This window comes from Dyella sp. AtDHG13, from assembly GCF_003201105.1.
Classification (GTDB): Bacteria; Pseudomonadota; Gammaproteobacteria; order Xanthomonadales; family Rhodanobacteraceae; genus Dyella; species Dyella jiangningensis_B.
This window is the reverse complement of sequence record NZ_QICJ01000006.1, coordinates 49,583-70,105: the sequence shown is the minus strand read 5'-3', so window position 1 is coordinate 70,105 and position 20,523 is coordinate 49,583. Positions and strand designations below refer to the sequence as shown.

The window sequence follows — 20,523 nt, the reverse complement described above, 5'->3', positions numbered from 1 at the left end:
GCCACGCCTCGCATCTGGATTCCGGCCTGCCCCGGAATGACGATAAAAACCGGGACCCATAGCGACGCACCTGCGTACCCTATATCGGGGATGCCGAACAAACCGGCTAGTATCCCGCCCATGAAACGCCCCTCCACGCAGCAACGCATCGGCCCACGCACCCTTTTCCGCAGCCTCGCCTGGCTGCGCATCTGCGCCATCGCCGGGCAGAGCACCGCCGTGCTGGTCTGTGCCCTGTGGATGCACATGGACATCCCGCTGCTGCCCTTGATGGTCGGCATCGGCCTGCTCGCCGTGTTCGCAGTGTTTGCTGCCTGGCGACTCACCCAGCCCTGGCCCATCCGCCAATGGGAAACCATCCTCCACGTGGGCGTGGACACGCTGGTGCTGGGCTATCTGCTGCATTTCACCGGCGGCGCGAGCAATCCCTTTATTTCGCTATTGCTGATTCCCATCGCGCTGAGCGCGGCGGCGCTGACGGTCAACGCGGTGCTCGCCGTCGCGGCCCTGGTGGGCGCGGCCTACGCGGTGCTGTTGTTCTGGTACGTGCCGTTGCCGGTGCCCATGCATTCCACCGCCGAGTTCTCGCTGCACGTGCTCGGCATGGGCGTGAACTTCGTGATCATGGCGGTGCTGCTGGGCTTCTTCATCAACCGGCTGGCGCGCGCCGTGCGCCTGCAGCAGCTGGAAATGCAGCGCGTGCGCGAGCGTGCCTTGCGCGACGAAGGCATTCTCGCCATCGCCACGCAGGCGGCGGGCGCCGCGCACGAACTCAACACGCCCCTGGCCACCATGCGCACGCTGCTGCCCGAGCTGCGCCGCGAGCACGCCGGTGACACCGCACTGGCCGACGATCTGGCATTGCTGGAAGGACAGGTCGACCGCTGCCGCACCATCCTTCGCGAGATGGTCGCCTTCGGCAAGGCGCAGCTCTCGCAGGAACCGGAACAGCTCACCGTGGACAGCTTCATCCACGGCTGCCTGGAACGGTTCCAGCTGTTGCGTCCGGAAGCGGACCTGGCGCTTGCGCTCGACCAGGAGGCCGCGCGCACTGTTTTGCGCACGCCACCGGGCCTGCGCCATGCCCTGCTGAATCTGCTGAACAACGCCGCGGATGCTTCCGCGCTCCATCACTCACAGGCCGTGGCACTCACCGTGCGGCGGGATGGCGGTTGGCTGGAGCTGATCGTGGCCGACCACGGACCCGGCTTTGCCGACCCCACTGGGGAATTGTCTGAACTTGGCCGCTCGCACAAGCAGACCGGACTGGGCATTGGGCTCGCGCTGGCCGAAGCCACCGCCGAACGCCTGGAAGGCGAACTGATCGCGCTCAATACCGGGCATGGCGCCCAGATGCGGCTGCGCCTGCCGCTGGCGGTGATCGCTGCGCCATAATCCCTGCGGCGGATAGCCACAGTGGCACGTGGCCACATAGGCATGCGTTGTCGCAGCGGCGAAAATGCCTACATCGGCACGATGCCGAGGAGAACACCATGAGCGATCAGCAACTACTCATTATCGATGACGACGCCACTTTTGCCCGCGTGCTTGCGCGTGCGCTGAGCTCGCGCGGCTTCGAGGTCATCACCGCCAGCAACGCCGATGAGGCCCGCGCGCTCACCCGCCGCCACCAGCCGCGCTACTGCGTGCTCGACCTGAAGCTCGGCGAAGAGAACGGCCTGCGCCTGATCCCGGAACTGCAGGCCCTGGTGCCCGAAATCCGCGTGCTGCTGCTGACCGGCTACGCCTCCATCGCCACCGCCGTTGAAGCCATCAAGCGCGGCGCGCACGACTACCTCGCCAAGCCCGTGGACGCCGATGCCGTGGTGCGCGCCCTCCTCGACGGCGACACCGCCGCCAGCGAAGACGACGTGATCGACGCACCGGAAGCACCGCTGGCCCTGCGCCGCCTGGAATGGGAACACATCCAGCGCGTACTGACCGAATGCGACGGCAACATCTCGGAAACCGCCCGCCGCCTGGGCATGCATCGCCGCACGCTGCAGCGCAAGCTCAGCAAACACCCGGTACGGGAAAGGCCGGAGAGCGAGGATTGAGAAGCGAGAAGTGAGTGAAGAGAAGTGAGAAGTGAGAGAAAGCCGGCCCGTGCCACGCTCTTCTCTCACTTCTCACTTCTCTTCACTCACTCCTATGTCTTTCACTCACCCTTGCTCTCGGGCAAGGGCTCCGAAGTGCCGTCGTCCTCATCGCCATAAATGGCCACGTGCGGCACGCCATCGGCGCCGATCCAGCCGCGATACATGCCATCGGTATTGAACGGCATCGATACGGTGCCGTTCGCGTCCAGCGCAATGGCGCCGCCATTGCCGCCCATCGACGGGATTTCCTGATTGATCACCTCGGCCGCCGCACGACGCAGCGGCACGCGCATCTGCGTCACACGCATGCAGATCTCATGCGCCGCCACGGTGCGGATGTAGTACTCGCCCCAGCCCGTGCCGGATACCGCGCAGCCTGAATTGGCATAGGTGCCCGCGCCGATGAGCGGGGAGTCGCCGACACGTCCCCAGCGCTTGTCGTTCATGCCGCCGGTGGACGTGCCCGCCGCCAGATGCCCTTCGGCATCGAGCGCAACAGCGCCGACCGTACCGAAATGCCTGGCCGTTTCCGGGTCGGAATGCTTCTCGTGGTTCTCGTCTTCCTTGAGCGCCTTCTGCAACTGCTGCCAACGCTCGTCCGTGCGGAAGTACGCGGGATCGACCAGAGTGACGCCTACTTGCCTGGCGAACTCCTCAGCGCCGTCGCCTACCAGCATCACGTGCTGCGATTTCTCCATCACCGCGCGCGCCAGCAGGATCGGGTTCTTCACGCGATGCACGCCGGCCACCGAGCCCGCCTCCAGAGTCGCGCCATCCATGACGGCGGCGTCCATCTCGTTCTTGCCATCGTGCGTGAAGACCGAACCCTTGCCCGCATTGAAGTTGGGGTCATCCTCGAGCACGACGATCGCCGCCGACACCGCCTCCACCGCGCTCTTGCCGGCCTTGAGCTGCGCATAGCCGCTCTGCAGGGCCTGCGTCAGCGCGGCGCGCACGGCCTTCTCCCTGACCGGTGTCATGTCACGCTTGATCACGCCCGCCCCACCATGGATCACCAACACCGGCGAAGCGGCATGGCTCATGGACGCTATCCCCAGCGCCGCGACAGCGGCGACAAGACGGCTGGACTTCACGGACGGCACTCCCCACAACGTTGGCGGGAGTATAGCCAGCCATTTCCTCCATGCTCATCCGGATGGTGCGACGTCAAGGCTCAAGCCGCTTCACGGCGCCATCCATCCGCCTTGCGACCTTGGTACAGCATGTGCGGTCACCATTCCGTCGTATCCTTGGCAGCTGGCTCTCCCCTGCAAGAAGGCATCGCAATGGACAAGGTTTATGCAAGCGCGGCGCAAGCTCTCGACGGCCTGCTGTTCGACGACATGACCATCGCCGCCGGCGGCTTCGGCCTGTGCGGCATTCCCGAGAACCTCATCGCTGCACTGCTGAAGGCGGGCACCAAGGGGCTCACCATCGTGGGCAACAATGCCGGCGTGGATGACTTCGGCATGGGCCCGCTGCTCAAGACCCGGCAGGTCAAGCGCGTGTATGCCTCCTACGTGGGCGAGAACAAGGAATTCGAGCGCCAGGTGCTGGCCGGCGAACTGGAGCTGCACCTCGTGCCGCAGGGCACGCTGGCGGAGAAGCTGCGCGCCGGCGGCGCGGGCATCCCGGGCTTCTACACGCGCACGGCGTTCGGCACCAAGCTGGCCGAAGGCAAGGAAACCAAGGTCTTCAACGGCAAGGAATACGTGCTGGAAGAGGCCATCCATGCCGACCTGTCCATCGTGAAAGCCTGGAAGGGCGATCGCCTGGGCAACCTGGTGTTCCGCGAAACCGCGCGCAACTTCAACCCGATGATCGCCACCTGCGGCAAGGTCTGCGTGGCCGAGGTGGAAGAACTGGTCGAAGTGGGTTCGCTCGATCCGAACAACATCCACGTGCCGGGCATCTACGTCGATCGCATCATCCAGGGCCCGTCCTACGAGAAGCGCATCGAGTTCCGCACCGTGGCCGGCGCCAACACCGGCAAGGAAAGCCCGATCCGCACGGCCATGGCGCAGCGCGCCGCGAAGGAACTGCAGGACGGTTTCTACGTGAACCTCGGCATCGGCATTCCCACGCTGGTGGCCAATTACATCCCGCCGGGCATGGACGTCACGCTGCAGTCGGAGAACGGCCTGCTCGGCATCGGCCCGTTCCCGGATGAAGCGAACGTGGATCCGGACCTGATCAACGCCGGCAAGCAGACCATCACCGCCCTGCCCGGCTCGAGCTTCTTCTCCAGCGCCGAATCGTTCGCGATGATCCGCGGCGGCCATATCGACCTGTCCATCCTCGGCGGCCTGGAAGTGTCCTGCACCGGCGACATCGCCAACTGGATGGTGCCGGGCAAGATGGTGAAGGGGCCCGGCGGCGCGATGGACCTGGTCAGCGGCGTGAAGCGCGTGGTCGTGCTGATGGAGCACACCGCGAAGGACGGTTCGCCCAAGATCAAGAATCAGTGCGACCTGCCCATCACCGGCAAGGAATGCGTGGACCTGATCATCACCGACCTGTGCGTGTTCTCGGTCGACAAAGGCAAAGGCCTGACCCTGATCGAACTGCACGACGGCGTGACGCTGGATGACGTGAAGGCGAAGACGGGCTGCGCGTTCGCGGTGAGCCCGTCGCTGAAGCAGTGAACCCCTGCTCCTCACCGTCATTCCGGCGAAAGCCGGGATGACGGTGAGGAAGTTGGATACGGCTCGAAGATTTTGAGGTAGGCAGGCGCCGAAGGAGACGCAGCGCCAGGCATGCTCAGGCAGGCAGCGGCGTCGATTCCGGAAAGCGGATGCGCGCTATGTGGCGGCGTCCGTCGTGCGTCTGCAATTCCAGGGGCCACTGGAAACGCTCGCTGATGCGCTGCGCGATGGCCAGTTCGAAACCATGACGGTTGGCGCGGCCGTGCGAGTCGTCATAACGGTGCGTCACCGTCACCATGCCCGGCATCACGGTGATCACTACGGTGCCGCCTTCCGCCTGCTGGCAGGCATTGCGGATCAGTTGCCAGCACAGCACGGCGAATACGCGTGGCGAGCCGTGCAAGGCGAAGCGCGCGGGCTCGTCGAGTTCCAGCGTGATCGGGCGCCCTTCCAGCATTTCCATCACATCCGGCAGCTCGTGGCGGATCACGTCGTTGACGACGAAATCCTCTTCGGTGAGCCCGTTGTCCGATTCGCGCGCCAGGATCAGCAAGGCCTCGACCAGTGCTTCCATTTCGCGCGTGGAGCGCTTGATGCGTTGCACGGAGCGCTGGCCGAACTCGCCCAGCGAGGCGTCGTCGGCCAGCATGTCGGCGGACATCTTGATCACGGTGAGCGGGCTGCGCAGTTCGTGGCTTGCGTCGCGGGTGAAGTTGCGCTCGCGCTGGTTGTATCCGGCGATGCGGTTGGCAAAACCGTAGAGGCTGCTCGCTAGCGTAGCCACGTCGGCGTCGGTGCGGCGCGAGATCTGGTCGGGCCGCCAGCCATCCAGGCCGCTGGATTGTTCGTCCCACGCGCTGACGGCCTGCGCAAGACGGCTGACCGGCGTCCATTCGCGCCGCGCGGCCAGCCATGACAGCGCGCTGATGATGACGATGAGCGCGAGCACCGCGCCCATCGGCGCGACGTCGTAGAAACCCATCAGGCACACGATCACGATGGCCAGCAACTGCAGGCCAAAGATGATCGCCATGCGCCGATGAAAGCGCCCGCGCGGGAAGATCCGCGCGGGCTTGGAACTGCCCCTGCTGGCCATAATCAACTCATGCGGACACGATCATGCCGGCTGCGAGGCCGAGGCCACCTCCGACTCAAGATCGGCAAGGCGATATCCGGCGGAGTGGATGGTATGCAGCAGCGGGCGATCGAACGGTTTGTCGATGACGCGGCGCAGATTATAGAGATGGGACCGCAAGGTGTCCGAATCGGGCAAGGTGTCGCCCCAGATCTCGCGTTCGATGTCGCGGCGGCTCACCACGCGGGGCGATTCGCGCATGAGGATCGCCAGCAACTTCAGCCCGATCGGCGACACGGTGAGCTCCTGTCCGCCGCGCACCAGACGCAGCGTGGCGGTGTCGAGCGTCATGTCGCCCACGGTAAGGATTTCGGTGGATACCTGGCGGCGGTCGCGGCGGATCAGTGCGCGCAGGCGCGCTTCCAGTTCGCGCACCTCGAAGGGCTTGACCAGGTAGTCGTCGGCGCCGGCTTCCAGGCCGATGAGTTTGTCTTCGAGCGTGTCGCGGGCGGTGAGCATGAGCACCGGGGTGGATTTCTTGGCGTCGCGCCGCAGCTTGCGGCACACGTCCAGGCCGTCCATGCCCGGCAGCATCAGGTCGAGCACGACCACGTCGTAGCTGTTGGAAACGGCCAGGTGCAGACCACTGACGCCATCGGCCGCGTAGTCGACCGAGTATCCCCTGCGCTCCAGAAATTCGCCGACCATTTCTGCGATCTGGCGGTTGTCCTCGACCAGAAGGATCAGTCCTGCTTGTTCGTCGCGCGAGCTCATCCGTACCTCCTGAAGCTGACTTCACAAAGGTGAACAGCTAACGACCGCCATCGTGAGGGTCGTGTGAAGGCAGTGACGCCCGATTCACGCGCGGTTGTGATTATCATCACGTACTGCCGTTTTCAGCGCAAAAGCGGCGCCAACTCCTTCCATACGTTGTCCAGCACCAGGGGCTCGCCGGCGGCCACGGGGTGCAGGCCGTCCTCCTGCATCAACTCCGGCTTCAGCGCCACGCCATCCAACAGGAAGGGCACCAGGGCCACGTGCTTGGATTTGGCCAGGTCGGCATACACGGCGCGCAAGCCATCGCGGTACTGCGGGCCGTAATTCACCGGCAGCTCGATGCCCAGCAGCAGCACCCGGGCGTGGGCCTTCTGGCCGGCATCGATCATGGCGGCCAGGTTCTCCTTCAACTGGGCCAGGGGCAGGCCGCGCAGGCCGTCGTTGGCGCCCAGCTCGATCACCAGCACCGCCGGATGGGTCTTTTCCAGCAGCGCCGGAAGACGGTTGCGTCCGCTGAGCGAGGTTTCACCGCTGATGCTGGCATTGACCACGGTCCAACCCGGCTCCATCTTGGCCAGACGGTCACCGAGCAGATGGACCCAGCCGGCCTCGACCGGAATGTTGTGCGCAGCGGACAGCGAATCGCCCAGCACGAGCACGGTTTTCGGCGGCGCCGCCTGCGCGGTGCCGATGACGGCACCCCACAGCACGACCAGGCAGCAAAGGAAACGACGCATGAGTGGCAATGCCTCCGCAATATCCGGGAGCCCGCAACCCGGCCCCAAGGGTGTCCTGTTGGACGCGACCGATGTTAGCAAGTCGGTTCAGGGCCCCGAGGGCCGGCTGGACATCCTCAGCGGTGTGTCGCTGCAGGTGCGCGAAGGCGAAAGTTTCGCCATCGTCGGCGCGTCGGGCTCGGGCAAGACCACCCTGCTCGGCCTGCTGGCCGGGCTGGATACGCCGTCCAGCGGGCATATCGCGCTGGACGGCAACTCGCTAGAACGCATGGACGAAGAAGCCCGCGCGGACCTGCGCCGCCGCCTGGTCGGTTTCGTGTTCCAGTCGTTCCACCTGTTGCCGGCGCTGACCGCCGAGGAAAACGTGATGCTGCCGCTGGATCTGGAAGGCCGCGACGACGCGCGCGGCCGCGCCCGCGAAGCACTGGAGGCGGTCGAACTGACGGCGCGGCGTCGGCACTATCCGGCGCAGCTCTCCGGCGGCGAACAGCAGCGCGTGGCCATCGCCCGCGCCTTCGTGCACAGCCCCCGCCTGCTGTTCGCGGACGAACCCACCGGCAATCTGGACCAGCGCACCGGCCAGCACGTGAGCGATCTGCTGTTCGCACTGAACCACGATCACCGCACGACCCTGGTGCTGGTGACCCACGATCCCCGCCTCGCCGCGCGCTGCGCGCGGCAGGTGACGCTGGACAACGGCCGCGTGCTCGTCGCGCCGCGCGCTTCCGCGGCGGTGGCGCCGTGATGGCCGCGTTGGCGGAATGCCGCGCATGAGGCTGCTGACGCTTTCCCTGCGCAGCCTGCGGCGCGAATGGCACCTGCCCGAGCTGCGCACGCTGGGCGCTTCGCTGGTGCTTGCAGTGGTAGCCCTGGGCGTGGTCGCCACCTTGGCGGCGCGCATGGAGCGCGGCGTGCTCGCCAGCGCCGCGGAGCTGATCGGCGGCGACCTGGGCATCAGCGCGCCGCAATCGCTGCCGGCGACCTATGCGGAGCAGGCCCGGCAGCAGGGCCTGCAGGTCACGCAGGGCGCGAGTTTCCCCAGCGTGGCGTTCGCGCATGAGCAGAGCCAGTTGCTCGACGTGCTCGCCACGGACAGCACCTATCCACTGCGCGGCACGATGGAACTGGCGCAAGGCGCGGGCACCACGACAGCGGGCCATGGACCTTCCGCCGGCACGGTGTATCTGGACCATCGCGCGCTCGTGGCCCTGCACCTGAAGGTAGGCGACAACGTGCAACTGGGCGGGCGCGACCTGCGCATCGCGGCGGAACTGGTCCGCCTGCCTGATGGTGGCGAGCTCGTCGCCATGGCGCCCCGCGCGCTGATGAACATCGGCGATGCCGAGCAGGCCGGGTTGCTCGGCGTGGGCAGCCGCGCGCGCCATCGGTTGCTCGTCGCCGGACAGCCCTCGCCCGTGCAGCACTGGCGCAGCTGGGTGGAGGCACAGACGCTGCCGCAAGGCGCGGAGCTGATCACGCCGGAACAGACGCAGGAACGCATGCGCAGCGCCTTCGACCGCGCCAGCGCCTTCCTTCGGCTCACGGCCCTGCTTTCCGCCTTGCTGGCTGGCGTGGCCATCGCATTGGCCGCCCAGCGCTATGCGCGCCGCAAGACGAACGAAGTCGCGCTGCTGCGCGCGTTGGGCACGCCCCGCCGGCAGGTGCTGGGGCTGCTGATCGGCACGCTCGGCCTGCTCGCCGTGCCCTCGGTGATCGTGGGCGCGCTGCTGGCGCTGGGCCTGGCGCAGATCACCTGGGGCTTTGCCAGCCAGCTGTTCTCCGCCATTCCGACCACGCTGCCGCTGGGGCCGGCGCTGGCATCCGCCGTGATGGGCCTGGCGGTGCTGGCCGGCTTCGCCCTGCCGCCGTTGGCGCGCCTGGCGGAGGTTCCGCCGGTGGCCGTTTTCCGCGAGAGCGCGGCGCGGCGCGTGCGCCGCTTCGATGCGCTGTACCTCGTGCCCGCCCTGGTGGCCCTGCTGCTGATCTGGAGCCAGAGCGGTTCCGCGAAGCTGGCCGGCATCCTCGCGGTCAGCCTGCTGGGCGTGGCCATCGTCGCCGCCCTGCTCTCCGCGCTGCTGCTGTGGACGGCGCGCCGCGTGGCGCCGGGCGCGCATCCTGCGTTGCGCCTGGGCCTGGCGGCGCTGGCTAGGCGCCGCGGCATGAGCCTGCTGCAGGCCACGGCGCTCAGCCTGGGGCTGGTCGCGCTGCTGTTGCTGGCCATCGTGGCGCCGGCCCTGCTGGAAGGCTGGCGGCGCGAACTGCCGGCCGACACGCCCAACTGGTTCGTACTCAATCTGCAGGACGACCAGCGCGAAGGCTTCGAGCAGGCGCTGGCCCGCATCGGCGGCCAGAAGCTCAACATGCTGCCGCTGGCGGTGGGCAAGCTCACGGCCATCAACGGCCAGCCGATCGACCAGATGCACTTCAAGGACGAGCGGGCGAAGGATTGGTCAGACCGCCAGCTGCGCCTGTCCTGGGCGGGCGAGCTGCCGCCGAGCAACGAGGTGATCGCCGGGCAATGGCATGGCGAGCACCCGGCCGAAGCGGAAGTGTCCATCGACACCATGTGGCGCGACATGTACGGCCTGAAGGTCGGCGACATGATGCGTTTCAACATCGGCGAAGGCAGCATCGACGCGCGCGTGGGCAGCATCCGCAAGGTGGACTGGACGTCATTCCGCGTGAACTTCTTCCTGGTATTCGATCCCGCGCACGCCGCGTCGCTGCCGCACACATGGATCGCCAGCTTCTACCTCCCGCGCGGGAACGCCGAAGCCCTGGCCCAGCTCAGCCGCGACTACAGCAACCTGAGCCTGATCGATGTCGACGCCATGCTCGACCGCGTGCGCGAGATCGTGAACCAGGTCAGCGGCGCGGTGCGCTGGGTGCTGGGCTTCAGCCTGCTGGCCGGTGCGCTGGTGCTGGCCGCCGCGCTGGCCTCCAGCGCGCAGGAGCGTCGCCACGAAGCCGCCCTGCTGCGCACGCTGGGCGCGCGCCGCACGCAGCTGCGCATGGCGGCGGCTTGCGAGTTCGGCCTGCTGGGACTGGTGGCCGGCCTTACCGCCGCGTTCGGTGCGGCTGGCACCGGCTGGTGGCTGGGGCATGCCATCTTTCATATCGAACACTTCGTGCCACCGATGGGCTCGCTGCTGCTGGCAGCGCTGGCCGCCGCCATCGTGGTGATGCTGCTGGGGCTGGCCGGCACGGCGCGCGTCAGCCGTACCTCGCCCATGCGACTGCTAAGGGAAGCCTGAGTGCACTGGATCAAACGCCTCGCGCACGAGCGCCTGCTGATCGGCTTCGCCTTGCTGGCGATCATGCTGGCCATTGTCGACCCGCATCCGCTGGCCACTCACCAACGCTGGCTGCAACTGCCGACGCTGGCCGGCCTGCTGGGCCTGATGATCTGCATCCAGGGCATCCGCGACAGCGGACTGGTGCAGCACGCGGCGGCGGCGCTGGTGGAGCGCGTGCACTCGCTGCGCGGCCTGGGCGTGCTGCTGGTGAGCGCGACGGCGCTGCTGTCGATGCTGCTCACCAATGACGTGAGCCTGCTCCTGCTGGTGCCGCTGACGCTTGCCATCGGCGGCATCTCCAACCTGCCGGTGATGCGCACGGTGGTGCTGGAGGCGCTGGCCGTGAACGCGGGCTCCACGCTCAGCCCCATCGGCAATCCGCAGAACCTGCTGCTGTGGCAGTACACCCATCTGCCGCTGCTGGAGTTCGTGCAGAAGATGCTGCCGGCGTTCGGCGCCATGTTCCTGCTGGTGCTGCTGCTGACCCTGGCGTGGATGCCGCGCGGCCGCGTGATCCTGCATGCCGAGGATATCGACGGCCATCCAGTATCGGCATCACAGGCGGTGCTTTCCGTGCTGGCGCTGGGCAGCATGGTGGTGATGATGGAGCACAACCACGCGGTGCTGGGCGCGCTGCTGCTCCTCGTGCCGTTCGCCCTGCTGGAGCGCGGCACGCTGCTGCGCGTCGACTGGCTGCTGCTGGCGACGTTCGCGGCGATCTTCCTTGGGCTCGGGCACTTCGCCGAACTGGCGTGGGTGCAGCACGCCCTGCAAAGCCTGGACCTGGAACATCCGCCCACGCTTTATGCCAGCGGCATCCTCGCTTCCCAGCTGATCAGCAACGTGCCGGCCACGGTGCTGCTGTTGCGCCACGCGCCGGATCCGATAGCGCTGGCCGTGGCGGTGAACGTGGGCGGCTTCGGCCTGGCCATCGGCTCGCTCGCCAACCTGATCGCCTTGCGCCTAGCGAAACAGCCGCGCGGTGCGCGGCTGTTTCATGCGGTATCCGTACCGTTCCTGCTGGTGTGCGCGCCGCTGGTCTACCTCGTCTACCACTGGCTGGGTTGATCAGCAGCGCGGCGCGACTCTTCAATCGTTGCGGTCGCGCGGCAGGCTCACCTTGCCCTTGATGCCCGAATGGCTGACATCGCCGCTGCCCTTGGCGCCGAGCGTCAGATCGCCCTGCACATCGTGCACGCCCAGATCGCCCGAACCCAGGGTGTCCACGCGCACGCTGCCGCTTACATTGCGCAGGCCCACGTCGCCCGAACCGATGCTGCCCACGCGCACATCGCCGCGCACGCCGCTGACCTTCAAGTCGCCCGAACCGATGGAGCCCGCGTCGAGGCTGCCCACGTCCGTCACGTCGACGTCTCCCGAACCCACGCTCAAGGCGAACGGGCCGGCGATCTTGCTGACGTGCACGTCGCCCGAACCCACCTGCGTGTTCAAGCGCTGCAGTCCTGTCACCCAGGCATCGCCGGAACCGACGTTGAGCACTACCGGCATCTGTGCCGGCACCTGCATGTCCAGCTTCAGGCTGGTGGAGCTGTAGCCGAACGAGATCACGTGCCCATGGCCGCCGGCCTCCACGATCAGGCGGTCGCCTTCGCGGCGCTGGGTGACGGTCAGCTCGTCCAGCAGCTTCTGGTCAGACGCGCAGGCGCGGCCTGTAACCGTGCCGCCCTTGGCATCGGTGCCACTCAGATGCAGGTCGTGGCTGTGCAGATCCACCTCCACCTCATGCACTCCGGTGAGATCGAGCGTGAGATTGCGCGGGGCTTGGTACTTGCAGTCGTCCGCATGGGACGCCAGCGGAGCAAGCAGCAGGACGGCAAGGATCAGACGACGCATGGGTGATTCCTCATGGATGGGACAGGGCTTGGATGTGCTCGCGCGGCAAAAGGTTTAGAGCCCATCGTCAACCCGCGCCGCCAACCGACGTTTGAGACTTCACGAACCGACGTGGAGACACCCTGCCATGCAACGCAAGACACTGCTCGCCTCCGTACTCGCCCTGGCTGTTGCCGGCGCGGCCACCCTGGTGGTTGCGCAGGATGTTGCCCCAGGCGCACCGCCTGCCGGCGCTGCGGGCAAGGCAGGGCCCAGGCCGCACGACGGCATAGACGATTTCATGGGTGGTCCGGATGGGATTGGCCCAGGCTTCGGGCGTCCCGGCCCCGGTTTCGGCCGCATGGGTTTCGAAGGTCCGTCATCGCCGGTGATCGGCGATCTCGCCGCGCTGGAACGCCTGTACCGCGAAAGCGGACGCACGAAGGAACTCGCCGCGCTCTACAACGACGTGCTGTCCAAATCGCAGGACCCGCGCGTGCGCACCTACGTCTACCACCAGCTGGCGCGCGTGCAGTCGGCGCCGACCAACACCGACCAGGCCATTGCCACGCTGCGCAAGAGCCTCGACGAAAACCTCAGCAACGAGGCGAAGAAGCGCGCCGAGTTCGACAAGATGCGCAGCGAATGGGAACAGCGCCGCAGCGCGGCCAAGCCGGCATCCCAGCCGTAAGCGAAGAGATAACAAGAAAAGCGGCACTGCCTTCCGCAGCGCTATCGCCTGAGGCACGGGAACCCCAGAGCCCGTGCCTCCTTTTTATGCGTAGAACCTGCTGAACGTCTCCGCGAGGTTCATTTCCCTCAGCGTCATTCCGGCCTACGCCGGAATGACGATCGGGAAATTGGGGCGCTCTCGCGAGATTTTGAACAGGCTTTAAGAGCTTGCGGGCTTTTCCTGCGCTTTGGCCCGCTGCCACAAGGCTTCCTGCGAAGCCAGATCATGCTCGGGCAGCGGTTTGCCGCCGGCATGCGCCAGCTGCTCCATCGCGCGAAAGCGGCGCTCGAACTTGGCGTTCGCATGGCGCAGTGCCTGGGAGAAATCCACGCCCGCGTGCCGAGCCAGGTTCACCACGACGAACAGCACGTCGCCGATCTCGTCCTGCAGGCGCTGCACGTCGCGGCCGTTGGCGAATTCGGCGCGCACTTCGCCCACTTCTTCCAGCAGCTTGTCCAGCACGGGCTGTTCGTCGGGCCAGTCGAAGCCCACCTTCGCGGCGCGCTCCTGCAGTTTCAGCGCGCGCTTCCATTCGGGCAATCCGCGCGAAACGCCGGCCAGCGCGCTGTCGTCGTGCTGCTCACCCTTGGCGGCGCGCTCGGCGGCCTTGATGTCTTCCCAGGCCTGCTTCTGCGCATCGAGGTCGTCGTAGCTCTCGTCGCCGAACACGTGGGGATGGCGACGGATCATCTTTTCGCTGATCGCCTGCGTCACGTCGGCGAACTCGAACAGGTTCGCCTCCTTCGCCATCTGCGCGTGGAACGCCACCTGCAGCAGCAGGTCGCCGAGTTCGTCACGCAGGTCGTGCCAGTCCTTGCGGTCGATGGCGTCGGCCACCTCGTACGCCTCTTCGATGGTGTACGGCGCAATGGTGGAGAAATCCTGCTGCACGTCCCACGGGCAACCGTTCTGCGGATCGCGCAGGCGCGCCATGATGGCGAGCAGATCGTCCATGCCGTGCCGTCGCGCCTCGCTCATGGGACATCCAGGTCGGCCGCCTGCAGGCGCGCTTTCCAGTCGATGGAAAGATCGCCCACGGCGATGAATTCGGGATTGATCAGTGAATCGCCGCGGTTGTAGCGCAGCGGATCGCCGGCAAGGTCGAGCACGGCGCCACCGGCCTGTTCCAGCACGGCTTGCGCCGCTGCCGTGTCCCACTCGCTGGTAGCGCCACGACGCAGATAGACGTCCGCATCGCCACGCGCCACCAGGCAGAACTTGAGCGATGAGCCGAGCGGCATCGACGCGTAGTCGTCGCCGATCAACTGCTGCAGCAAAAAGGTGCCCGACCCGCCGTGCGACCGGCTGCCGGCCACGGCGGGCGGTGCGGCCATACCGCGCGCGGCGATGCGCTGCCATGGCCCGCCCGCCTCGCGCTGCAACCACGCGCCCTCGCCACGCGCGGCGGCGTAGAGCTCGCCCGTCACCGGTGCCAGCACCACGCCCAGCACCGGCTGGTGGTTTTCGATCAGCGCGATGTTCACGGTGAATTCGCCGTTGCGCTTGATGAATTCGCGCGTGCCATCCAGGGGATCGACCAGCCAGTAGCGCTGCCACTCGCGGCGCTGCGACCACGGCGCGGCGCGGGCTTCCTCGGAGATCACGGGAAAGACCTCGTCCAGCTCGCCAAGACCCGCGGTGATCACGCGCTGCGCGGCGAGATCGGCGGCGGTCACCGGCGAGTGGTCCTGCTTGCGCTCGACTTCGAAGTCCTCGCCATACACGACCAGGATGGCTTCGCCGGCATCGCGCGCGATGGAGGCGACCTGCTGCAACAGATGGGAAAAGGGAGCTTGGCTCATGTCGGCGAGAAGCGGCCCGCCAGATACTCGCGGGCCAGAAAGAGTGCGGCGATGGAACGGCCTTCGGTGACGTCGTCCCGCGCGATCAGCGTATGCAGGTCGGCGAGCTTCCAAGGCACCACTTCCAGTTCCTCGGGCTCGTCGCCTTCCAGGCGTTCGGGATACAGGTCCTGCGCGAGCACCACGTGTGCCATGTGCGTCATGTACGAGGGCGACAGCGACAGGTTGTGCAGGATCTTGAGCTTGCGCGCGCCGTAGCCGATCTCCTCCTTCAGCTCGCGGTCGGCGCCCTGCTCTACCGTCTCGTCGCGATCCAGCCGGCCCTTGGGCAGGCCCAGTTCGTATCGACCCACGCCGGCGCCGTACTCGCGCACCAGCAACACCGTCTGGTCATCGATCATCGGCACGATGATGACGGCGCCGAGCCCGCTGCCCTTCAGGCGCTCGTAGGTGCGGCGCTCGCCGTTGGAGAACTCCAGGTCGAGCTGCTCGACGCGCAGGAAGCTGCTGTCATGCACGTCCCGGGTGGCATGGATGATGGGTGGCTTTGGCATCGTTGGATTGTAGCGCGGGTCAGCGACGGGCCGCCGCAGCCGGCCGGCGCCCGCTGAAGGCGCTCCAGAAGAGCAGCGCGAACGCGGTGGCGTGCAGCACGCTCGCGCACATGGCCCAGACGGTGGTGAGTGCCCGCATGCTGGCGAAACCGCCATCGTGCGAGGCGTGCGGCACATACCAGCCGTAGATCGCCGCGTTGGCCACTGTGACCAGCAGCTGCACCACGCAGGCGATCAGCATCAGCATCGCCGGCTTGCGTGCCGTCGGCCACAGCACGGCCGACAGCGCGATGCCGGCGACGGCCGCGATGAACAAGGGAGCGGCGCCCACCAGCATCGTGAAAAAGACCGAGAGTTCTTCCATGAGTGTCCTCCGTGGTGTTACAGCGTGAAGCGCGCGAGCGCCTGCGCGTGAATGGCCGGCGTGCCCGCGAGCACGCTGGTGGTATCGAGCGTCAGCGCATGGCCGTGGATATCGGTGAACACGCCACCCGCCTCGCGCACGATGACGGCGAGCGCGGCCACGTCCAGGATATTCACGTCCGACTCGATCACCAGATCCAGGCTGCCGCGCGCCAGCAGATGGTAATGGCAGAAATCGCCGTAGCCACGGATGCGGTTGCTGTCGCGGATCAGCGCGCCCAGCGCGTCCCAGCGCGCATCGCGGGTCAGCGTCTTGATGTTGCCGGTGGACAGCGAGGCTTTCGCCATCTCGCGGGTATCGGCCACATGGATGCGCTCGCCGTCGAACCAGGCGCCGCCGCCCTTGCTTGCCCACAGCGTTTCGCCGTACACGGGTGCACTCGATACGCCGAGCACCAGTTCGCCGCGATGCATCAGCGCGATCTGCGTGGAGAAGAACGGCGTGCGTCGCACGAAGCTCTTGGTGCCATCGAGAGGATCGACCATCCACAGCAGCTCGCTGCTGTTGCCGTCGCGGCCGAATTCCTCGCCGTAGATCGACGCGCCGGGCAAGGCCTTCTGCAGGATCTCGCGAATCACCAGCTCCGCTTCGCGATCGGCGGCCGTCACCGGCGTGTCGTCGCTCTTGAGTTCCACGGCCACGCCCTTGCGCCAGTAGTGCCGCAACACCACGCCCGCCGCCTCGGCGGCTTCCCGCGCGGCGTCCAGCGCCTTGGGCAGGTTCAGTTCGCTCATCGTTTCTCCCCGCGGATGGCGGCAGCCAGGCCGCCACTGTAGTTGATGTGCGTGACGCCGTCGGCGTCGGTGGTGCCGAAGGCCGTCAGCCAGCTCTGCAGTTCCGGATGCGGCCCCCGTGGCGCGGCGACGGCGTTGAAGCGGCGGGCCAGCGGACTGAGCTGCAGGCGGCCGTCCACGCGCAGCGGGCCGTGGCCGTCGTCCTGCAGGTGTCCTTCGATCACGCCATTCACGGCATGCAGGTCCGCCTGCAGATCGCCCATCGCCAGCGGCCCTAGCGCGGCCGTGCGCAACTCCGCGGCCTGCCACTGCACCTGGGTGTCGAGCGACCAGGGCCAGCCGCCGCGCAGTTCGATGCGCGCGGCGGTCGCGCGCAACGTGCCGCGCGGCCATCCGCCCAGCACCATCGGGCCCTTGCCGAGCACGTCCAGATCGACGCGCATTTGGACGTCCGTCCATGTCGCCTCGGTGGCCTGCCTGCCGCTCATGCTGCCGGCGAAATCCAGGCGTGGGCCATGCAGTTCCACATGCAGGCGGTTGTCGCCCAGCAAGGCGGCGCGCGAAAGCTGCCACTGCAGCGCGCCCAGGTTTTCACCCTTGGGCGTCACCACGCTTCCCGCCTTGCCGTCCCACAGCAGGCCGCTGACATCCTGCAATTGCACGCCGTTCAGCCGCGCCTGCAACCAAGGCATGGCCCAGCGCGCGGGCAGAAACCACAGCAGCACGAAAACCGCCAGCAACAAGGCCACAAGGCCCATGAGTGCGATACGCCAGACCTTCAAATCGGCTCCCTGAGAGGACGCGGGACTTGAGCGTGCACGCTCGAAACCCCGATCATAGCCGGATGAACACCCTTCCTGCTGGCGACGCGCTGGTGCGTCGCGACCTTGGCCTGCTCTGGCATCCCTGCACGCAGATGTACGACCACCGCACGGTGCCGATGGTACCCATCGCCCGGGGCGAAGGCGCGTGGCTGATCGACACCAGCGGCCGCCGCTACCTCGATGGCATCAGCTCGTGGTGGACCAACCTGTTCGGCCACGCCAACCCGCGCCTGGCGGCCGCGCTCGCGGAACAGGCGCACACGCTGGAGCACGTGATTTTCGCGGGTTTCACGCATGAACCGGCGGTGGCGCTGGCCGAGGAACTGGTGCGCGTGACGCCGCCGGGGCTGGATCGGGTGTTCTACGCGGACAACGGCTCGGCCGCCATCGAAGTGGCGCTGAAAATGAGCTTCCACTACTGGCTGAACCAGGGCCACGGCGAAAAGACCCGCTTCATCGCGCTCACCGGCAGCTACCACGGCGAAACCCTGGGCGCGCTGTCGGTCAGCGACGTGGCGCTCTACCGCAAGACGTATGCGCCGCTGCTGCTCACGCCCATCCTCGCGCCATCGGCGGATACGTACGACGCCTTGCCCGGCGAAAGCGCCAGCGAGGTGGCGCACCGTCGTCTTGGCGAACTGCGCCAGTTGCTGGAGCAGCGTGCGCACGAAACCTGCGCGGTCATCGTGGAGCCGCTGGTGCAATGCGCAGGCGGCATGCGCATGTACCACCCCGACTATCTCGCGGGCCTGCGCCAGCTGTGCGATGAGTACGATGTGCATTTCATCGCCGACGAAATCGCCGTGGGCTTCGGCCGCACCGGCACGCTGTTCGCGTGCGAGCAGGCAGGTGTCGTGCCGGATTTCATGTGCCTGTCCAAGGGCCTTACCGGCGGCTTCCTGCCGCTTTCGGCCGTGCTCACCACCGCGAAGGTGTACGAGGCGTTCTATGCCGAATACAGCGCCGGCAAGGCTTTCCTGCATTCGCACAGCTACACCGGCAATCCGCTGGCCTGCCGCGTGGCGCTGGAAACGCTGCGGATTTTCCGCGATGAGCCCGTGCTCGAACGCAACCGCGTGTTGTCGGCGCACCTGGGCAAACGGCTGGAAGCGCTGCGCGATCATCCGCACGTGGCGGACGTGCGCCAGACCGGCATGATCGGCGCGGTGGAACTGGTGGCAGACAAGGCCACGCGCACGCCGTTCCCTTCGACGGAACGGCGTGGCTTACGCGTCTACCTGCATGGCCTGGAGCATCAGGCGCTGCTGCGCCCGCTGGGCGACATCATCTATTTCATGCCGCCCTACGTCGTCAGCACGGACGAGATCGACCACCTGGTCGATACCGCCATCGCCGGCATCGAGCGCGCAGTCGCTCAGTGACCGCCGCTCACGGTGATGCTCGGGTCGAGCTGCTGCAGGGCCGGGCCCAGCGTCGGCGATCCGGTGTTGCGGATGTCCTGCTGGCTGTAGCTGCGCCCCGCCACCGGCAGGCAGGTGCCGGGCTTGGCGGGAATCAGACTGCCGGTGGACTGCAGGCAGTTGCGGTTGCCGGGTTTCAGCGGGCTTTGCGACGTGTTCTGCCTGGCTGCATCCTGCTGGTCTGACTGCACCGTGGCGCCAGCCGCCGGCGGGCTTTCCTGCGCCATGGCAAGCGGCGCCACGCCCAGAGCCATGACAAGAACGAGAAGGGATTTGCTGACCATGATCCACCTCCGGGGGACAGGGGACACTGACATGCTGCGCCGGTCGCGGCCGGCCCGCAAATGCCGCCGCACCGGTTGCGACTCCGCATTCAGCAAACCGGTCGCAAGCCGCATGGGACGGTGCTTCGCCGGTCGGCTATGCTTTTCGTTTCCTCACCCCTGATAACGCTCCATGCGCACGATCCGCATACACGTCGAACTGCCCCTCGCCATCGGCCAGGAACTGAGCCTGCCGGCGCAGGCGGGCGAGCACGTGGCGCGCGTGCTGCGGTTGACGGCCGGGGCGCCCATCACGCTGTTCAACGGCGATGGCCTGGACTATCCCGCCGTGATCCAGGCGGTGGGCAAGCGCGATGTCCAGGTGCGCGTGGAAGCCGCCCAGCCGGTCCGCAACGAATCCCCGCTGCCCCTGACCCTGGCGCAGGGCGTGGCGCGCGGCGAGAAGATGGACCTGATCGTGCAGAAGGCCACCGAACTGGGTGTGGCCCGCATCGTCCCGCTGCTGACCGAACGCTCGGAAGTGAAGCTCGACCCCAGCCGCGCCGAGAAGCGCCTGGCCCATTGGCAAGCCGTGGTAGCCAGCGCCTGCGAACAGAGCGGCCGCGCCCGCCTGCCCGAAGTCCTGCCCGCCCTGCCCCTGGAACAGTGGCTGCGCGACCTGCCCCAGGACGGCGCGCAACGGCTGGCCCTGCTGCCCGAAGGCACCCACCGCCCGGGCGAGCTGCGCTTTTCCACCGCTGGCGGCCTCCTGGTCGTAGGCCCCGAAGGCGGCCTGGGCCAGCGCGACACGGCAGCCCTGACCGATGCCGGCTTTATCGGCCTGCGGCTGGGGCCACGCATTCTGCGGACGGAAACGGCAGGGCTGGCTGCACTGGCGGCGCTGCAGGCCTTGCACGGGGATGTCTAGAAGCGATCAAGCGATAGAGCCCACACTCCGACGCGATGTGCCGCACAGCGGCACGAGCCGTCTGCTCGTGCTCTTGATCTTCCGGGTCCCCGTATGAGGCGGCGGCCGGGTGGAGATCAGGCCCCGCAGGGGTGCCTGGCATGGATGCCAGGCACTTTTCGTCGGGGCAGGATGCCCCGTCGAAAAGCCCGGAACCCGACCGCGTACCTATCGGGCTTTGCCCGATAGGCGCCGATTCCGGGGGGCCCTTCTCTTTGGTTACTTTCTCTTGGGCAAGCAAGAGAAAGTGACCCGGCCTCCGGCAGGAGGTCGGAACGCCCGCCGGGCAGGCGGCCAGGTCGCGGGAACGCTGGTAAAGAGCCAATCACTCTCTACGCG

The 20,523-nt window shown here is 67.1% G+C and carries 21 protein-coding genes; 9 read left to right on the top strand and 12 right to left on the bottom strand.

The window, feature by feature from the left end; translation table 11 throughout:
- Nucleotides 1-120 precede the first annotated feature (120 nt).
- Together BDW41_RS11675 and BDW41_RS11670 are read left to right on the top strand one after the other, a co-directional pair.
- Nucleotides 121-1,395, top strand: a complete 1,275-nt coding sequence (locus tag BDW41_RS11675; RefSeq protein WP_074547868.1) for an ATP-binding protein — start codon at nucleotides 121-123, stop codon at nucleotides 1,393-1,395.
- A gap of 98 nt (nucleotides 1,396-1,493) precedes the next feature.
- On the top strand, nucleotides 1,494-2,057 hold the full coding sequence (locus BDW41_RS11670; protein WP_074547869.1) for a response regulator transcription factor: 564 nt from the start codon (nucleotides 1,494-1,496) through the stop codon (nucleotides 2,055-2,057).
- Nucleotides 2,058-2,158: 101 nt separating this feature from the next.
- Here the strand turns inward: BDW41_RS11670 and BDW41_RS11665 are convergent, their stop codons facing one another.
- Nucleotides 2,159-3,142, bottom strand: coding sequence for an isoaspartyl peptidase/L-asparaginase (locus BDW41_RS11665; RefSeq protein ID WP_074547870.1), 984 nt, complete (start codon nucleotides 3,140-3,142; stop codon nucleotides 2,159-2,161).
- A 243-nt stretch (nucleotides 3,143-3,385) separates the two neighbouring features.
- On the opposite strand from BDW41_RS11665, the gene BDW41_RS23890 reads away from it, so the two are divergent.
- On the top strand, nucleotides 3,386-4,744 hold the full coding sequence (locus BDW41_RS23890; protein WP_074547871.1) for a 3-oxoacid CoA-transferase: 1,359 nt from the start codon (nucleotides 3,386-3,388) through the stop codon (nucleotides 4,742-4,744).
- Nucleotides 4,745-4,859: 115 nt separating this feature from the next.
- Here BDW41_RS23890 and BDW41_RS11655 read toward each other — a convergent pair whose 3' ends face one another.
- The 3 genes from BDW41_RS11655 to BDW41_RS11645 all read right to left on the bottom strand — a co-directional run bounded on the left by BDW41_RS11655 (nucleotide 4,860) and on the right by BDW41_RS11645 (nucleotide 7,333).
- Nucleotides 4,860-5,840 (bottom strand): HAMP domain-containing sensor histidine kinase, encoded by a 981-nt coding sequence (locus BDW41_RS11655; protein WP_074547872.1) that lies wholly within the window; start codon nucleotides 5,838-5,840, stop codon nucleotides 4,860-4,862.
- 21 nt (nucleotides 5,841-5,861) lie between these two features.
- Complete coding sequence (locus BDW41_RS11650; RefSeq protein WP_074547873.1) at nucleotides 5,862-6,593, bottom strand: response regulator transcription factor; 732 nt, start codon at nucleotides 6,591-6,593, stop codon at nucleotides 5,862-5,864.
- Between the two features lie 122 nt (nucleotides 6,594-6,715).
- Nucleotides 6,716-7,333 carry an arylesterase gene (locus tag BDW41_RS11645; RefSeq protein WP_074547874.1) on the bottom strand — a complete coding sequence of 206 codons (618 nt, stop codon included), beginning with the start codon at nucleotides 7,331-7,333 and terminating at the stop codon, nucleotides 6,716-6,718.
- On the opposite strand from BDW41_RS11645, the gene BDW41_RS11640 reads away from it, so the two are divergent.
- From BDW41_RS11640 to BDW41_RS11630, 3 genes are read left to right on the top strand one after another with little or no spacing between them, the layout of a single operon-like run.
- Entirely contained in the window at nucleotides 7,332-8,078 is a 747-nt protein-coding gene (locus BDW41_RS11640; protein WP_233496849.1) for an ATP-binding cassette domain-containing protein, read from the top strand. The two genes, BDW41_RS11645 and BDW41_RS11640, sit on opposite strands and share 2 nt — an antisense overlap.
- 25 nt (nucleotides 8,079-8,103) lie before the next feature.
- Nucleotides 8,104-10,587: an FtsX-like permease family protein gene (locus BDW41_RS11635; RefSeq protein ID WP_074547875.1), complete on the top strand. Its 2,484-nt coding sequence runs from the start codon at nucleotides 8,104-8,106 to the stop codon at nucleotides 10,585-10,587.
- Entirely contained in the window at nucleotides 10,588-11,697 is a 1,110-nt protein-coding gene (locus BDW41_RS11630; RefSeq protein WP_074547876.1) for an SLC13 family permease, read from the top strand.
- 21 nt (nucleotides 11,698-11,718) lie between these two features.
- On the opposite strand, the gene BDW41_RS11625 is transcribed toward BDW41_RS11630, so the two are convergent.
- Complete coding sequence (locus BDW41_RS11625) at nucleotides 11,719-12,483, bottom strand: DUF4097 family beta strand repeat-containing protein (protein WP_074547877.1); 765 nt, start codon at nucleotides 12,481-12,483, stop codon at nucleotides 11,719-11,721.
- Between the two features lie 127 nt (nucleotides 12,484-12,610).
- Here BDW41_RS11625 and BDW41_RS11620 point away from each other — a divergent pair, with 127 nt between their 5' ends.
- Entirely contained in the window at nucleotides 12,611-13,153 is a 543-nt protein-coding gene (locus BDW41_RS11620; RefSeq protein ID WP_074547878.1) for a hypothetical protein, read from the top strand.
- A 201-nt stretch (nucleotides 13,154-13,354) separates the two neighbouring features.
- On the opposite strand, the gene mazG is transcribed toward BDW41_RS11620, so the two are convergent.
- The 6 genes from mazG to BDW41_RS11590 are packed head-to-tail and all read right to left on the bottom strand — an operon-like array spanning nucleotide 13,355 to nucleotide 17,491.
- Nucleotides 13,355-14,173, bottom strand: a complete 819-nt coding sequence (mazG, locus tag BDW41_RS11615) for a nucleoside triphosphate pyrophosphohydrolase (protein WP_074547879.1) — start codon at nucleotides 14,171-14,173, stop codon at nucleotides 13,355-13,357.
- Entirely contained in the window at nucleotides 14,170-14,997 is an 828-nt protein-coding gene (gene cysQ / locus BDW41_RS11610; protein WP_074547880.1) for a 3'(2'),5'-bisphosphate nucleotidase CysQ, read from the bottom strand. The genes mazG and cysQ overlap by 4 nt, the downstream gene beginning before the upstream one ends.
- Nucleotides 14,994-15,551, bottom strand: a complete 558-nt coding sequence (gene nudE, locus BDW41_RS11605; RefSeq protein ID WP_074547881.1) for an ADP compounds hydrolase NudE — start codon at nucleotides 15,549-15,551, stop codon at nucleotides 14,994-14,996. The genes cysQ and nudE overlap by 4 nt, the downstream gene beginning before the upstream one ends.
- A 19-nt stretch (nucleotides 15,552-15,570) precedes the next feature.
- The gene (locus BDW41_RS11600) at nucleotides 15,571-15,915 is read right to left on the bottom strand and encodes a hypothetical protein (protein WP_074547882.1); all 345 of its coding nucleotides are present in this window, start codon (nucleotides 15,913-15,915) and stop codon (nucleotides 15,571-15,573) included.
- 17 nt (nucleotides 15,916-15,932) lie between these two features.
- A complete protein-coding gene (locus tag BDW41_RS11595; RefSeq protein ID WP_074547883.1) occupies nucleotides 15,933-16,709 on the bottom strand; it encodes an inositol monophosphatase family protein in 777 nt (258 codons plus the stop codon).
- Nucleotides 16,706-17,491, bottom strand: a complete 786-nt coding sequence (locus BDW41_RS11590; RefSeq protein ID WP_074547884.1) for a type II secretion system protein N — start codon at nucleotides 17,489-17,491, stop codon at nucleotides 16,706-16,708. The genes BDW41_RS11595 and BDW41_RS11590 overlap by 4 nt, the downstream gene beginning before the upstream one ends.
- Before the next feature lie 62 nt (nucleotides 17,492-17,553).
- On the opposite strand from BDW41_RS11590, the gene bioA reads away from it, so the two are divergent.
- A complete protein-coding gene (gene bioA / locus BDW41_RS11585) occupies nucleotides 17,554-18,915 on the top strand; it encodes an adenosylmethionine--8-amino-7-oxononanoate transaminase (protein WP_074547885.1) in 1,362 nt (453 codons plus the stop codon).
- On the opposite strand, the gene BDW41_RS11580 is transcribed toward bioA, so the two are convergent.
- Nucleotides 18,909-19,238: a hypothetical protein gene (locus BDW41_RS11580; RefSeq protein ID WP_110301591.1), complete on the bottom strand. Its 330-nt coding sequence runs from the start codon at nucleotides 19,236-19,238 to the stop codon at nucleotides 18,909-18,911. The genes bioA and BDW41_RS11580 overlap by 7 nt on opposite strands.
- Before the next feature lie 172 nt (nucleotides 19,239-19,410).
- Between BDW41_RS11580 and BDW41_RS11575 the strand changes: the two genes are divergently transcribed.
- Nucleotides 19,411-20,145: a 16S rRNA (uracil(1498)-N(3))-methyltransferase gene (locus tag BDW41_RS11575; protein ID WP_074547886.1), complete on the top strand. Its 735-nt coding sequence runs from the start codon at nucleotides 19,411-19,413 to the stop codon at nucleotides 20,143-20,145.
- Nucleotides 20,146-20,523: the final 378 nt, after the last annotated feature.